14 protein-coding genes are annotated in these 14,296 nt (G+C 60.1%); 8 read left to right on the top strand and 6 right to left on the bottom strand.

Features of this window, described 5'->3' with window-relative positions; all coding sequences use genetic code 11:
• Nucleotides 1-17: 17 nt before the first annotated feature.
• From aroE to mpl, 6 genes are all read right to left on the bottom strand, one after another.
• Nucleotides 18-854, bottom strand: coding sequence for a shikimate dehydrogenase (gene aroE / locus CFU_RS04065; protein ID WP_014004776.1), 837 nt, complete (start codon nucleotides 852-854; stop codon nucleotides 18-20).
• A complete protein-coding gene (locus CFU_RS04060; RefSeq protein WP_014004775.1) occupies nucleotides 851-1,750 on the bottom strand; it encodes a TonB C-terminal domain-containing protein in 900 nt (299 codons plus the stop codon). Before CFU_RS04060 ends, aroE begins: the two co-directional genes overlap by 4 nt.
• A 123-nt stretch (nucleotides 1,751-1,873) precedes the next feature.
• Nucleotides 1,874-3,961, bottom strand: a complete 2,088-nt coding sequence (locus CFU_RS04055) for a ribonuclease catalytic domain-containing protein (RefSeq protein ID WP_014004774.1) — start codon at nucleotides 3,959-3,961, stop codon at nucleotides 1,874-1,876.
• Nucleotides 3,962-3,969: 8 nt separating this feature from the next.
• Nucleotides 3,970-4,659 (bottom strand): chorismate--pyruvate lyase family protein, encoded by a 690-nt coding sequence (locus CFU_RS04050; RefSeq protein ID WP_081466400.1) that lies wholly within the window; start codon nucleotides 4,657-4,659, stop codon nucleotides 3,970-3,972.
• Entirely contained in the window at nucleotides 4,659-5,261 is a 603-nt protein-coding gene (locus CFU_RS04045) for a YqiA/YcfP family alpha/beta fold hydrolase (protein WP_014004772.1), read from the bottom strand. The genes CFU_RS04050 and CFU_RS04045 overlap by 1 nt, the downstream gene beginning before the upstream one ends.
• Nucleotides 5,258-6,670: a UDP-N-acetylmuramate:L-alanyl-gamma-D-glutamyl-meso-diaminopimelate ligase gene (gene mpl / locus CFU_RS04040; RefSeq protein ID WP_014004771.1), complete on the bottom strand. Its 1,413-nt coding sequence runs from the start codon at nucleotides 6,668-6,670 to the stop codon at nucleotides 5,258-5,260. The genes CFU_RS04045 and mpl overlap by 4 nt, the downstream gene beginning before the upstream one ends.
• Before the next feature lie 174 nt (nucleotides 6,671-6,844).
• Here mpl and CFU_RS04035 point away from each other — a divergent pair, with 174 nt between their 5' ends.
• The 8 genes from CFU_RS04035 (at nucleotide 6,845) to CFU_RS04000 (ending at nucleotide 14,093) form a co-directional block, all read left to right on the top strand.
• Nucleotides 6,845-7,486, top strand: a complete 642-nt coding sequence (locus CFU_RS04035; RefSeq protein ID WP_014004770.1) for a hypothetical protein — start codon at nucleotides 6,845-6,847, stop codon at nucleotides 7,484-7,486.
• Nucleotides 7,486-8,007, top strand: coding sequence for a TlpA disulfide reductase family protein (locus tag CFU_RS04030; RefSeq protein WP_041741237.1), 522 nt, complete (start codon nucleotides 7,486-7,488; stop codon nucleotides 8,005-8,007). Before CFU_RS04035 ends, CFU_RS04030 begins: the two co-directional genes overlap by 1 nt.
• Before the next feature lie 129 nt (nucleotides 8,008-8,136).
• Nucleotides 8,137-8,574: a type II 3-dehydroquinate dehydratase gene (gene aroQ / locus CFU_RS04025; protein ID WP_014004768.1), complete on the top strand. Its 438-nt coding sequence runs from the start codon at nucleotides 8,137-8,139 to the stop codon at nucleotides 8,572-8,574.
• A gap of 106 nt (nucleotides 8,575-8,680) precedes the next feature.
• Entirely contained in the window at nucleotides 8,681-9,145 is a 465-nt protein-coding gene (gene accB, locus CFU_RS04020; RefSeq protein WP_041741235.1) for an acetyl-CoA carboxylase biotin carboxyl carrier protein, read from the top strand.
• A 174-nt stretch (nucleotides 9,146-9,319) separates the two neighbouring features.
• The gene (gene accC, locus CFU_RS04015) at nucleotides 9,320-10,702 is read left to right on the top strand and encodes an acetyl-CoA carboxylase biotin carboxylase subunit (RefSeq protein ID WP_014004766.1); all 1,383 of its coding nucleotides are present in this window, start codon (nucleotides 9,320-9,322) and stop codon (nucleotides 10,700-10,702) included.
• A gap of 43 nt (nucleotides 10,703-10,745) precedes the next feature.
• The gene (gene prmA / locus CFU_RS04010; protein ID WP_014004765.1) at nucleotides 10,746-11,657 is read left to right on the top strand and encodes a 50S ribosomal protein L11 methyltransferase; all 912 of its coding nucleotides are present in this window, start codon (nucleotides 10,746-10,748) and stop codon (nucleotides 11,655-11,657) included.
• Between the two features lie 7 nt (nucleotides 11,658-11,664).
• Nucleotides 11,665-13,053, top strand: a complete 1,389-nt coding sequence (locus tag CFU_RS04005) for a DUF3426 domain-containing protein (RefSeq protein ID WP_014004764.1) — start codon at nucleotides 11,665-11,667, stop codon at nucleotides 13,051-13,053.
• A gap of 107 nt (nucleotides 13,054-13,160) precedes the next feature.
• Complete coding sequence (locus CFU_RS04000; protein ID WP_041741234.1) at nucleotides 13,161-14,093, top strand: carbohydrate kinase family protein; 933 nt, start codon at nucleotides 13,161-13,163, stop codon at nucleotides 14,091-14,093.
• The last annotated feature ends 203 nt before the right edge of the window (nucleotides 14,094-14,296 follow it).

Genomic DNA, 14,296 nt, shown 5'->3' with positions numbered 1-14,296 from the left:
ATTAACTTAACCAACGCTTAAAGCTGCGCGCGCAAGGCGGCAAATACCGCATCGGTACGAGGCCGCACCCCGCGCCAGATAAAAAAAGATTCGGCCGCCTGCTCTACCAGCATGCCCAGGCCATCGCGCACCCGGGCCCCATGGCTGGCGGCAAACTGCATGAATATGGTTGGCTGAGGGCCGTACATCATGTCGTAGGCCAGCGTCGCCGGACCGAACACGCTGGCGGCCAGCGGCGGCAGCTCTGCCTGCAGGCTGGCGGAGGTGGCGTTGATCACCAGGTCGTACTGCTGCGTTGCTTCGGCAAAACCGCAGGCGCTCAATATGCAGCCGGCGCCGCTGTATGGCTGGAACTGCTGCACCAGCTGCTGCGCCTTGGCCGCGGTGCGGTTGGCAATCGTCAGTTGCGCCGGCTGGCGCTCCAGCAGCGGCAGCAAGACGCCGCGCGCCGCACCGCCGGCGCCCAGCAGCAGGATTTTTTTATGCGCCAGGTCGAAGCCGGCATTGTGCGCGATATCGGTGACCAGGCCGACGCCATCGGTGTTATCGCCGAGTATGTCGCCGCCGTCGAATTTCAAGGTATTCACCGCACCGGCAGCCTGCGCCCGAGCGGTCAGGCTGTTCGCCAGCGCATATGCTTCCAGCTTGAACGGCACGGTGACGTTAGCGCCGCGGCCGCCCTGCCCGATGAATTCCTGCACTGTCGCGACAAAGCCGTCGAGCGGCGCCAGCAAGCGCTCATAACGCATGTCTTGGCCGGTCTCGGCGGCAAAATGGGCATGGATATCGGGCGACTTGCTGTGCGCAATCGGATTGCCGATCACGACATAAGCCGCTGCTATCTGCGCAGTCACTGGTTAACTCCCCCCATCAGTTGCGCTTCGAGCACACCTTCGCGGGTGAACTCGAAAGTGGAGATCACTTCCCACACATCGTCTTTGCCGCTGCTGCGCATGTTCTCCGGGAAGCGTCCGAACGGGGCGGAGCGCTCAATGATTTTCAAGGTGGCGCGATCCAGCTCGGGATTGCCCGAGCTGCGCTCGACGCGGGGGCCGCCTTCCCTGGTGTATAACGAACCATCCTGGTAAATCGGAATGTACACCACCAGTCGTCCATACAGGTTGCGGCCGTTCTTTTTCGGGAAATTCAGCGTGCCCAGTTTTTCAACCTTGTCCTGGAACGATTTGTAATAGGCGGCGTAACCGACGGCGCGGGTGCTCGGCGTAATCTGCGTCTTTTTCGGCCGCTTGTTGTAATCGTCGATATTCTTGGCGATTTCCGCTTCCTTGCGGGCAATCGCCTTGGCGCTCTCGACCATGTCGCGGCCGCTAGGCTGCGGCGTGTTGTCGCTGGCCTTGTCGTTGAGGTCCATGACCGGCATCTTCAGCGGCGTTTCCTTGCGCATCTGCGCCAGCATCTGCTGCTGCTGCTGTTCCAGCTGTTCGATCCGGCGCCTGGTCGCCTGCACGTTGTCGCCGTCTTCCGACTTGCGCATATCGGGCAGCGGCGACTTGGCGCGGCCGGCATCGGCATTGCCGCCGCCGTCCAGGTTGGCTTGCGCCAGCGCCTCCGCCTTGACCGGTTTGGTATTGTGCTTGGCATTGACCAGGATCACTTCCAGCAACGGGTCGGTAGGTTTCAGCCTGAACGCTTCCGGCGCGGCAAAACGCACCGCCAGCAGACCCGCATGCGCCAATACCGACGCCGCAATGGCGCCGACCAGGATTCGATTTTGGAAAAAGGATTTCACGCGTGAGCTAAAAGTCGCTATAAAAGAAAAAATTCGAGAGAAAGATTCGAGAGAGGGATTCTACGACAAAGAGAGATGCCTACGGGAAATTTACCGTTGCTTTCTTCCGCTTGCCGCCAGAGTTCATTCCGTTAGCGGCTTGATCTCCTCGATGGCGCTCCCAGGCTCGGCGGCCGCATCGCCCGCCGCATCCTCCGATGGCGCGTCCACCGTCTCATGCGGCATGTCCATTGCCGCATCCAGCTCTTCCGAAATTTCCTCTTCGTCCTCCCGCTCCAGCTGCTCGGCCTCTGCGCTAGGCGCCGCAGAGACTTCCAGCAAGCGCGCCTCGACCGTCAGCTCGACCTCATCCCAGCGCAGGATGTCCAGCTTGACCTGGGTGCCGCGCGCCAGCTGTTGCATGCCTGGCAATTTGATGATCAGCGGGATCTCGGCCAGGCGCAGGATCTCATCCTTCAGCACCGCCGCCTCGACCTGGCGCGTTCCATGCTGCGCCTGTTCCTGGCCCAGCCAGCGCAAGCACCAGTAACGCTCCATGTTCGACTGGAAGTCGCCGTAACCGGAATAAGCGGCGTCGAAGCCGGACACGATGGCGAACAAGTCGGCATCGCGCGGCTTGAATGGCGCTACCAGCGGTGCAGCGACCCCGCCTTCGACGCAAGCCAGGATCTGCCACTGGTTGACCAGGTCGGTATACCGGCGCAAGGGCGAGGTGCTCCAGGCGTACTGGTCGACTCCCAGCCCCTGATGGGGCGCCGCGTGGGTCACCATGCGCACCTGCATCTTGGCGGCCCAGCCGCCGCTGCCGCCGCCCTGCGCCCGGTATATGCCCGGCACGCCATGGTCGGACATCAGCTTGCCCCAACTGCTGTTGGCGAAGATCATCAGCTCCGCCACGATCTTGTCGAGCGGCGCACCGCGCTTGCGGCGGGCGATGGTGACTACCTCGTCTTCCACGTAGAAGTTGAAATCGACGCGGTTGTTCTGTTCAGGCCGCAAGCCGAAGCTTTCGCGCTTGGCCATGCGGCCCTGCTCCAGGACTTGTATCCATTTCCACAACAAGGCGATGTCGGCCTTGTGCGGATACTCGCCGGCGTCGTTGGCGAGATTGTCCTCGGTCACCAGCTCGTCCAGCGTGTTGTGGCGCAGGTTGGCTGAAATCGGCACCAGTTCCGCCTTGGTCTCGGTGCTGACCACGCTCCAGTCGACGGGATCGAGGGTGGCGTACAGGGACAGCGCCGGGCAGTTCTTGCCTTCGGCCAGGGTGAAGGCTTCCACCAGTTCGTCCGGCAGCATGGTGATCTTGTCGCCCGGCATATATACGGTCGACATGCGCTGGCGCGCGATCGCATCCAGCGCATCGCCGCGCTTGATGCCCAGGCCCGGCGCCGCGATATGGATCCCGACCCGCACCTTGCCGTCTGCCAGCGTCTGCACCGACAAGGCATCGTCGATTTCGGTAGTAGTGACATCGTCAATGGAAAATGCCTGCACCGGCGCCAGCGGCAAATCCGCTACCGCTGGAATGACGATCTTGGGAAAACCCGAACCCTTGGGGAAAAATTCCAGCAGGAATTTGGAGAGATGCAACTGCTTCGGCGAGGCGATGCCGCCTACCGTCAGCATCAGGCGCTGCGGCGATGTCTGCAATTCGTTGCATGCCGCTTCCAGCGCCTTGTATTCGATGCTGTTCTTGTCCGGCTTGAACAGCAGCTGCAGCGCCAGCGGCTTCATCGCTTCCGGCAGTTGTCCGGCCTTCAGCTGCGCAACGTATTCGGCTTGCACCAAGGCTTGCTGCTTTTTCTTTTCGATGCCGGCCTGGGCGGCCTTCAACGAAGCTTCCGGCGCTGCCTTGTAGCGGCCCTTGCCCTTTTTATAAAAATAGATCGGCGCCGTATGCAGGCTCAGCAGCAAACCCGCAGCTTCAGCCGGCAACGGCGCATGGCCGAAATATTCCGCGCCCAGCTCGGCAAAGCCGAATTCTTCCTGGCCCGCGACTTCCCACAGGAAATCGAGCTCTATCGCTTGCGCGATCTGCTGCGCTTCTTCCAGCAGCTGTTGCGGCGTCGGTGAGGTGAATTGCAACAGCACATCCTTGGATTTGACCTTGCTGCGTTTGCCCGACTGCAGTTCGACCTGATAGGCCTCGCCTTGCTGCGACAGTACAACACCTGCTTTAAAGTCGCCGGACTCTTCAAAAAATAGATTCATTGCATACTTTACGTGTGGATTCCTGATGATACCGCTGCCAGCTGTGCTGTAGCGTCAAATGAATGTTGTTGATAGGCCGGAACAATCTGCCGGGAAAAACCTGAAGCGGCCGGGGATGCCATCGCCTTCGAATCCGGCCGCACCCTCTGCAGCTGTTCGATTTCGGGGAAAAATACTTCTGTCACCAGCATCACGCCGGTTTTGCGGCGGAAGGTCGAACGCCTGGCCCATAAAGGATAGGCAAAACCGTCGGCGCCGGTGGCGGCGCGCATGCGCTGCACCAGCGGATGATCGTGATCGAGGCGGGCAAACTGCAGCTGTCCGCGCGCCACCAGCGGATCGCCGAACAGCGTGGTGCCTAGTGAGCGCTCACCCAGTGTACTGAAGAACGGCCATTCGGTGGTAGTGGCGTCCAGCGCCACTACCGTGTGTCCCAGCACCATCGGGCGGTCGTCGCAGCGCAGCAAGACATCGCGCTCCTGCACCTGCAGGCGGCGCGGCAGCTCTATCCTTTGCCACTCGTCCGCCAGGCACAGCGCACGCTGCTGGCGCAGGCGCTGGACCCGGAACTGCTGGCAGTGCGCCATCAGCTTGTAGGTCAGCGAGACGCGGTCGGTCAGCCAGTCGCGCAGATTGTCGGAGGGATGGACGCCATTGGCGTGGTCATGCCATTTGGCGTAAGTGCGGGAGCGCGGCATCAGGTGCCCGCTGCCGGTGCCGATCCATGGGCGGCTGCAATTCCGCAAAATGCCAGCACCGCATCGGCATATTCGGCAAATTCGCTGATGCCGTGGTCGCTGCCTTGGATCACCTGTTGCCTGGCTTGCGGGTAATGGCCGACCATTTCCTGCCAGTCCAGCACTTCGTCGCCGGTGGCGGCTATCAGGAAATAACGCTGCGGCCTGGTGATCCGGTCGACCTGCAATGCCTGCAGCTCGGCGATGTACTCGCGCTTGAATTCAAACGGCTGGTCGGAATGGTACTGGGTGCTGACGCCGACATATTTTTCCAGGTCGCGCGGCGGCTTGACCGCCGGATTCAGCAGCACCGCGCGGCAGCCGAGCTGCTCGGCCAGCCAGGTGGCGTAATAACCGCCAAGCGAGGAACCGACCAGGGTCAGCGCGGCCGGGTCGCAACCCTTGATGGCATCCTGCGCCAGGGCGATCGCCGCTGCCGGCGATGCGGGCAGTTGTGGACACTGGTATTCAGCCGCCCTTCCCAGCTGCTGCATGCGCTCGGCCAGCAAGCGCGCCTTGAACGATTGCGGCGACGAGCGGAAGCCGTGCAGGTACAGGATCATTGTGCACCAGGCAAGGGGAACGACGGAGGCAAAGACAGGGCCGCAAGGATTTTTTGATGGACACCGCCGAAACCGCCGTTGCTCATCACCAGCACCTGGTCGCCCGGCCTGGCGGCCTTGGCTATCGCCGCCACCAGCTGGTCGAGCTCGTGGTAAGTGCTCGCTTTGGCGCCCAAGGGCTGCAGCGCGGCGGCCAGGTCCCAGTCCAGCGCATCCTTGCCGGTTCCGCTGGCGCCGTAGCCGAACACCAGGTCGGCCTCGTCCAGGCTGCCCGGCAGCGCTTCTTTCATGGCGCCCAGCTTCATCGTATTGGAGCGCGGTTCCAGCACCGCCAGGATGCGCGCCGCGCCGACTTTCTTGCGCAGGCCGGCAACCGTGGTGGCGATGGCGGTCGGATGGTGGGCAAAATCGTCGTACACCGCAATTTCGCGCACCGTGCCGCGCAATTCCATGCGGCGCTTCACATTTTCAAAACGGGACAAAGTCTCGATGGCCTGGGCCGGCGGCACGCCGACATGGCGGGCGGCGGCAATCGCAGCCAGCGCGTTCATGCGGTTATGTTCGCCGCTCAGCCCCCATTGCACCGTGCCCTGCGGCTGGCCATCGAAACTGACTTCAAAATGACCGTTGTCCTGAGTACTCAGTGACCAGCCTTGCCGGTCACCGCCGAAAAATTCCTTTTCGCTCCAGCAGCCGCGGTCCAGCACCCGCTGCAATGCCGGTTCGCGGGCATTGACGACCAGCCGGCCGACGCCCGGAATGGTGCGCACCAGGTGATGGAACTGGGTTTCGATCGCCGCCAGGTCGGGGAAAATGTCGGCGTGGTCGTATTCCAGGTTGTTCAGGATCGCGGTCTTGGCGTGGTAGTGGACAAATTTGCTGCGCTTATCGAAAAATGCCGTGTCGTACTCATCGGCTTCAATGACAAAGAACGACGATGGCGCCGCGCCCTCTTTACCCGACAAACGCGCCGAGATGCCGAAGTTCATCGGCACGCCGCCGATCAGGAAACCCGGATCGTAGCCGGCGTCTTCCAGGATCCAGGCCAGCATGGCGGAGGTGGTGGTCTTGCCGTGGGTGCCGGCCACCGCCAGCACCCACTTGTCACGCAGGATGTGCTCGCCTATCCATTGCGGCCCGGAGACATAAGGCAGGCCGCGGTTCAGGATTTCTTCCATCAAGGGGTTGCCGCGCACCACCACGTTGCCGATCACGTACAAATCCGGCTGCAAGCCCGTCTGTTCCACGCCGAAACCCTGGATCAGGCTGATCCCCTGTGCTTCCAGCTGGGTGCTCATCGGCGGGTATACATTGGCGTCGCAGCCGGTGACTTTATGTCCGGCCTGTTTGGCCAGCACCGCCAAACCGCCCATAAAGGTGCCGCAGATGCCAAGGATATGAATATGCATTCTTGAATTTCACTATGCTGAAAAGAGGATTACCGTGATTTTACCTGAGCGGCTGCCGCACCCGGTAGCCGCGCCTGGAAAAAGTGAAATGCGGGAAAACCGGCGGCAGTTTCGGATTCGGCTTAGTTCAGTGTTCGAAGAGCGGCAAGACGCCGGCAGGGAAATCGATTTATCATGCCGCTCATGGCATCCAATCTCTCACCTGAACTAGAACAGCTGCGCGCGGAAATTGCCGCAGCGGCGGCCCGCATGATTGCCGAAGATGGCGCCGACTACGGCACCGCCAAACGCAAGGCGGTGGAACTGTGCGTCGGCAGCAAACGTGGCGGGGGCAAAACCCGTGGCGACTTCCTGCCCGATAACGCGCAGATCGAAGAAGAAGTGCGTATATATAACGAATTGTTCTTTGCCGGCACACAACCGGCACGGCTTTTGCATTTACGCAAGATTGCTGCGGAAATCATGGCCGAACTGGTGCAGTTCCATCCCTATCTCACCGGCGCAGTCCTTAACGGCACTGCCGGCGAGCACTCGGACATCTATTTGCACTTGTTTGTCGACAGCCCCAAAGATGTAGAAATTTTCCTTTTTAACAAGAATGTGCAATTCGAAGTGTCCAGCAGCCCGCCGCTTAAAACCGGCGGTAATAATGACCCGGTAGAAACCCTGAGTTTCATGTATAAGAAAGAGGGCCTGCATCTGACCCTATATGAAACCGACGATTTGCGCGGTAGTATCAGGGCCGCGTCCGGTGGGCGTATATTAAGGGCCGACCTGAATACCGTACTCGCCTTGATCGATAAAGAAGAAGATTGATGAAAAGAAACATATTGATATTTGTGCCGATCGCCATCCTATTTTGCGCGATCGGCGTTTATTTCGGCATGCAACGCCATACCCCGGCTGCGCCGGAAAGCGTGGCGGTAGCGGCCCTGCTGGCCCAGGAAATGCCTGACGCCAGCGGCAAGGCCAGCGCCTTGTCGCAGTGGAAAGGCAAACCCCTGGTCGTCAATTTCTGGGCAACCTGGTGTGCGCCCTGCGTGGAAGAGATGCCGGAACTGAATGCCCTACAAACCGAGATAGCTGCCAAAAACATCCAGGTTGTAGGCATCGGCATCGATTCTGCCGACAACATCGCAAAATTTGCCGATAAATATAAAATCTCCTACCCCTTGTATCTGGCCGGTACCGGCGCCACCGCACTATTGCGGCAGTTCGGCAACCAGAGCGGCGGCCTGCCGTTCACCGTCTTGATCGGCCGCGATGGCGCAGTGAAAAAAATGTACCTGGGCAGCATCAAATTCGACGAATTGCGAAAAGACTTGGCATTGCTATAAGATGAAAACTTACTGCAAAAACATTTAACAATGCCAGGCTGAAATTTCACAGAAACAAATTTCCCCTTGCCAGTCAACGTCATTTGACGGCAAAATGCGGCCATCGTCGTCAAACGGAGCACCATCTCCATGGCAAAAAATATACTTCTACTCAACGGACCCAACCTGAATTTGCTGGGTACAAGAGAGCCAGAAGTCTACGGTTCGACCTCGCTGAGCGATATCGAACAAGCAGCTCGGGTCCAGGCAACTGCTGCTGGGGCCCGGCTTGAGCACTTCCAAAGCAATCACGAAGGCGCCCTGATAGACCGCATCCATGCGGCCAAGGCAGAAGGCGTCGACGCCATTGTGATCAACCCGGGCGGGCTCACGCACACCAGCGTCGCCCTGCGCGACGCATTGAGCGGAGTGGCAATCCGTTTTGTCGAGGTCCACATCTCGAATATCCACCAGCGAGAAGCGTTTCGACATCATTCCTATTTATCGGATGTCGCTGTTGGAGTCATTTGCGGTTTAGGCGTGGACGGCTATCATGCAGCAATTGATTTTGCCATTAAGAAACTCTAGTTGATATTCTTGCAGCAACTCGGCGTTCGCAGCTCCCTTTGCAGCGCCGGATTGCGTGTCATAAAAACGAAAATAGCTTTTCATTATTTATTCTGAAGGATTGCATATGGATTTGAGAAAACTCAAAACGCTGATCGACCTCGTCGCTGAATCAGACATCGAAGAGCTGGAAGTGACGGAAGGCGAAAGCAAGGTCCGTATCGTCAAGTCGTCTGCATCCCAGCAAAACCAGGTTGTCATGATGCAACCGCAACAACAGCACCCAGCCCAATACCAGGTAGCCGCACCGGCGCCAGTGGCTGCCGCGGCGCCGGTAGAAGTGGCCGCCGTGCCGGAAGGCCATATCGTCAAATCGCCTATGGTCGGCACCTTCTACCGCTCGTCGGCGCCCGGCTCGCCGGCATTTGTCGAAATCGGCTCGGAGATCAAAGAAGGCGGCACGCTGTGCATCATCGAAGCGATGAAGCTGCTCAATGAAATCGAAGCCGACGCTTCCGGCGTAGTGAAGAAGATACTGGTGGAAAACGGCCAGCCGGTCGAATTCGGCCAGCCGCTGTTCATCATTGGTTGATAGATTTGTACCGAGCGATCTGTACCGAGAGAACTACCGAGTAGCCTGCACGGCGGCATCCGCTCATCCGGGGTCCGCCGTTCTGGTTGCCAGTGCGGGCCTTTGTCTCAAGGCCGCATTGTCAACCCAATGCTTGATAACGCTTAACTCTTAGCGACGCATATACCAATTACTATGTTTGAAAAAATCCTTATCGCCAACCGCGGCGAAATCGCCTTGCGCATCCAACGCGCCTGCCGTGAAATGGGCATCAAGACCGTCATGGTCCATTCCGAGGCAGACCGTGACGCCAAGTATGTGAAACTGGCGGACGAATCGGTCTGTATCGGGCCGGCGCCATCCAGCCTGAGCTACCTCAACATGCCGGCCATCATCAGCGCAGCTGAAGTCACCGACGCCGAGGCCATTCACCCGGGTTACGGCTTCCTGTCCGAAAACGCCGATTTCGCCGAGCGGGTTGAACAGTCGGGTTTTGTTTTCATCGGCCCGCGGCCGGCGAACATCCGCCTGATGGGCGATAAAGTATCGGCCAAACAAGCCATGATCCGCGCCGGCGTGCCCTGCGTGCCCGGTTCGGAAGGCGCGTTGCCGGATGATCCGAAGGAAATCGTCAAGATTGCGCGCAAGATCGGCTACCCGGTCATCATCAAGGCGGCCGGCGGCGGCGGCGGACGCGGCATGCGCGTGGTGCACACAGAAGCGGCGCTGGCCAATGCGGTGACCATGACCAAGACCGAAGCCGGCGCCGCGTTCGGCAATCCGGAAGTGTATATGGAGAAGTACCTGGAAAATCCGCGCCACGTGGAAATCCAGATCCTGGCCGACCAGTTCAAGAATGCCGTCTGGCTGGGCGAGCGCGATTGCTCCATGCAGCGCCGCCACCAGAAGGTGATCGAAGAAGCGCCGGCGCCAGGCATTCCGCGCAAGGTCATCGAAAAAATCGGTGACCGTTGCGCCGAAGCTTGCCGCAAGATGGATTACCGCGGCGCCGGCACGTTTGAATTCCTGTATGAAAACGGCGAGTTCTACTTCATCGAGATGAACACCCGGGTCCAGGTTGAGCACCCGATCACCGAAATGATCACCGGCATCGACATCGTGCAGGAACAGATCCGTATCGCCGCCGGTGAAAAACTGCGCTTCCGCCAGCGCGATATCCAGCTCTCCGGCCACGCCATCGAATGCCGCATCAATGCCGAAGACCCGTTCAAGTTCACGCCGTCGCCAGGCAAGATCCTGTCGTGGCATGCGCCTGGCGGTCCTGGCATCCGGGTCGATTCCCATGCCTACGCCGGTTATTTCGTACCGCCGCATTATGATTCGATGGTCGGCAAGGTGATTTCCTACGGTTCCACCCGTGAGCAGGCGATCAAGCGGATGCAGATCGCCCTGTCCGAGATGGTGGTGGAAGGGATTCAGACCAACATCCAGCTGCACCGTGAACTGATGATCGACGCCCGTTTCATCGAGGGCGGCACCAACATCCACTATCTGGAACACAAACTGGCCGAACGGCCGGTCGTGGCCAAGGAAACGGATAAAGCAGCAAAGAAATAAGGATTCCCTTGTAGGGAGTCTCCATCACACAGTAAGGCATCTGATGAGCTGGACCGAAATTGTTATTGAAGTTGCCCTGAGCGACGCCGAAACGCTGTCCGATGCGTTGATGGATGCCGGCGCCTTATCGGTTTCGGTGGAAGATGCCGACCTCGGCACTGCCGCCGAGCAGCCCTTGTTCGGCGAACCCGGCATGGAACCCAAGGAAGCCGCCTGGCAGCGCAGCCGGGTGGTGGTTCTGGCCGAAGTCGACGCCGACCATGCAGCAATCGTCAGCAACGCCGCCAAAGCTTGCGGCGTCGCGGTCCCGCCCTACTCGCTGCGGCCGGTTGCGGCGCAGGACTGGGTGCGGCTGACGCAATCGCAGTTTGAACCCATCCACATCGGCAAGAATATCTGGGTAGTGCCTAGCTGGCACGATGCCCCCGACGCCAACGGCCTGATCCTGGAACTCGATCCGGGCCTGGCTTTCGGCACCGGCAGCCATCCCACTACCCGCCTTTGCATGGAATGGCTGGAAATCCATGTGCCGCTGCAAAAACCGAAATCGCTGCTCGATTACGGCTGCGGCTCGGGCATCCTGGCCATGGTGGCCAAGAAACTTGGCGGCGACAGCAGCGTCGTCGGCGTCGATATCGACCCGCATGCGATCGATGCCGCGCGCTACAACAGCGAACGCAACCATTGCGACGTGGCCTATTACCTGCCGGAAGATTTCGGCGCCAACAGCGCACTGCAGGTATTCGATATCGTGGTCGCCAACATCCTGTCCGGCCCGCTCAAGCTGATGGCGCCCATGCTGTGCAGCCGCATCGCTGCCGGCGGCAGCCTGACCCTGTCCGGCGTGCTGGCGGAACAGGCGGAAGACGTCATCGCCGCCTATGCGCAATGGCTGCCCCTGAGCGTCTGGGCAGAGCAGGACGGCTGGGTAGCGCTGTCCGGAACCCTGAAGTAAGCAGGCCATGGCGCTCGCGACCCAATGTCCGCATTGCCAGACCACCTTCCGGGTCGCCAATGACCAGCTGAAGCTGCGCGGCGGCCTGGTTCGCTGCGGCAGCTGCCGCGAAGTCTTCAACGGCATCGAGCACCTGGTGCGGCCCGATGTAGCGGTCCCGATAGCGGCGCCGGCGCCGGCAACGGCGTCAGAACAAGATGCTGTAACTCTCCAGACCCACGGCTTTGCCGCTGACGAAGCGCCCTTGGCAGAACCGCAGCATAGCGCGCCGCCTCCGGTTTACGTCGCACCAGAACCAGAACCAACGCCGGAACCGATATCGGGACCCGAGCCGGCAGTCGCCATCGCCACGAATCACCCGCTGCCTGTCATCGCACCTGCAGCCGCGCCTGAAACCGCCGGCCGATCGATGGCGTCAGGCCGGGTGGAAGCGGCGATTGACGGCCTCGAAGAAGATTTGCGGATCGCCGAGGAAACCAGCCAGTCGGCGCCGGCCGATGTGCACCACACCCCATTTGGCCTGATCAAACCATCCGCCGCTACCGCCCCCGACGAAGCGGCAAGCAATCCGCCGACGCCGAATGTCTGGCATCGTCATGCCGACGATGAAGAAGACAAGCAGATAGCGCGCATGACCTTGATGCACGTCGCCGGCCAGGACGACTACACGCAGGCTGCAAAAGCGGAATCCGGCGCCACTGCTGACGATGATGAGCTGGATCGCATCATCGATGAATTGCAGCGCAAGCCGTGGCGAGCGGAAAAGACCCCGGCCGCTGCAAATCCCTCGAACGCAGCGGACAGCGGCGACGGCAGCAATAAAAAGAAAAGCCGCGACAAAAACCCTGCCGAGCCGGAGCCGGCTGCCGATGAACCCGATTTTGTCCTCAGCGCAAGGCGCAGGCAACGCATCGGCGGCACGCTACGCTGGGCCATGTGGGGTGCAGGCGCGCTGCTGCTGATCGGGCTGGCCGGACAATCGACTTATTTCTTCCGCGACCAGCTGGCGGCGCGCGTGCCGCAGCTCAAGCCGGTGCTCATCGGCGCCTGCGCGAAAATCGGCTGCAGCGTTGGCCTGCCCATGAAAATCGACAGCATTTCGATCGAAGCCAACGAACTGCAGGCAGTCGATCCGGCCCGCAACCTGTTTTCACTGAACCTGCTGCTGCGCAACCGCAGCGACACGGTGCAAGCCTGGCCCAATATCGAACTGACCTTGAACGACGGCAACGAAAAGGCGATAGCGCGCCGCGTGTTTACCCCGCACGATTATTTGAGCGCAACCGCCAATCCAGCCCAGGGTTTCGCCAGCGACCAGGAACAGCCGGTGAAACTGGGTTTTGAGCTATTGCAGTTGAAGGCGTCCGGTTACCGGGTGTACCTGTATTACCCATAACCTGCAGCGAACGGCGCAAAGTTTGCCGGTTGCGCTTAAACTCTATCCCGTAATTATTTTATTTGCGCAGACCATCCGCGCCAACCAGCGAGTTTTCCTCTTTTATTATGACCTCTCTCATCTGCGGTTCACTGGCTTTCGACGTCATCATGCAATATCCGGGACGCTTCTCGGATGCGCTGCTGGCCGATCAGCTGCACAAGATCAGCGTCTCGTTCCTGGTGCCGACCTTGCGCCGCGACTTCGGCGGCTGCGCCGGCAATATCGCCTACAACCTGAAACTGCTGGGCGGCGATCCGCAAATCATGGCGACCATCGGCCACGACGGCGGCGACTACCTGGCGCGGCTTGACCAGCAGGGCATTTCGCGCAAGACGGTGCGCACCATCGATTCGATCTACACCGCGCAATGCTTCGTCACCACCGACGCCGACAATAACCAGATCAACGCCTTCCATCCCGGCGCCATGACCCACTCGCACGAGAACAAGGTAGCCGACGCCGGTCCGGTCAAGCTGGCGATTGTCGCCCCCGACGGTCGCGACGGCATGCTGCAGCATGCTGCCGACTGCGCCGCGCAAGGCATTCCGCTGATCTTCGATCCGGGCCAGGGCATGCCGATGTTCAACGGCGACGAACTGAAGCAGTTCATCGAACTCGCGACCTATATCGCCATGAATGACTACGAAGCTGAAATGCTGGCGTCGCGCACCGGTTTATCGCTGGCGCAGATTGCCGAACGGGTATCGGCGCTGGTAGTGACGCGCGGCGAACTCGGCGCGGAGATTTTCACCGCCGGCGGCAAGATCGACATTCCTTGCGTCAAGGCCGACCAGGTGCTGGATCCGACCGGCTGCGGCGACGCCTTCCGCGCCGGCATGCTGTATGGCTTGAGCAACGGCATGGACTGGGCCACCACCGGCCGTCTTTCTAGCTTGCTGGGTAGCATCAAGATCGCTCACCTGGGACCGCAGAACCACGCGCCCAGCCGTGCCGAAATCAATGAACGCTTCCATCGTGAATTTGGTTACCGATTGTAAAAGTAGCACATCAAATCCTGTGCTCCGAGCCGGTACTGGGCGGAGTATAGGAAGAGAAAATCGCAGATTCCCCCTGCATCTTCCTGCATCACTCAAGCATACTCCCCGTAATCGTCAATTCCGGCGTGATACACATCGTCCTGTCCAAGCTGAACTTATCTGCTAGGCTTATATCCAATTTCCATCAGTACCAGGGACGGAGG

It is taken from the genome of Collimonas fungivorans Ter331 (assembly GCF_000221045.1).
Lineage (GTDB): Bacteria > Pseudomonadota > Gammaproteobacteria > Burkholderiales > Burkholderiaceae_D > Collimonas > Collimonas fungivorans_A.
The sequence above is the reverse complement of the archived record's forward strand: the minus strand, read 5'-3'. Positions and strand labels throughout refer to the sequence as shown.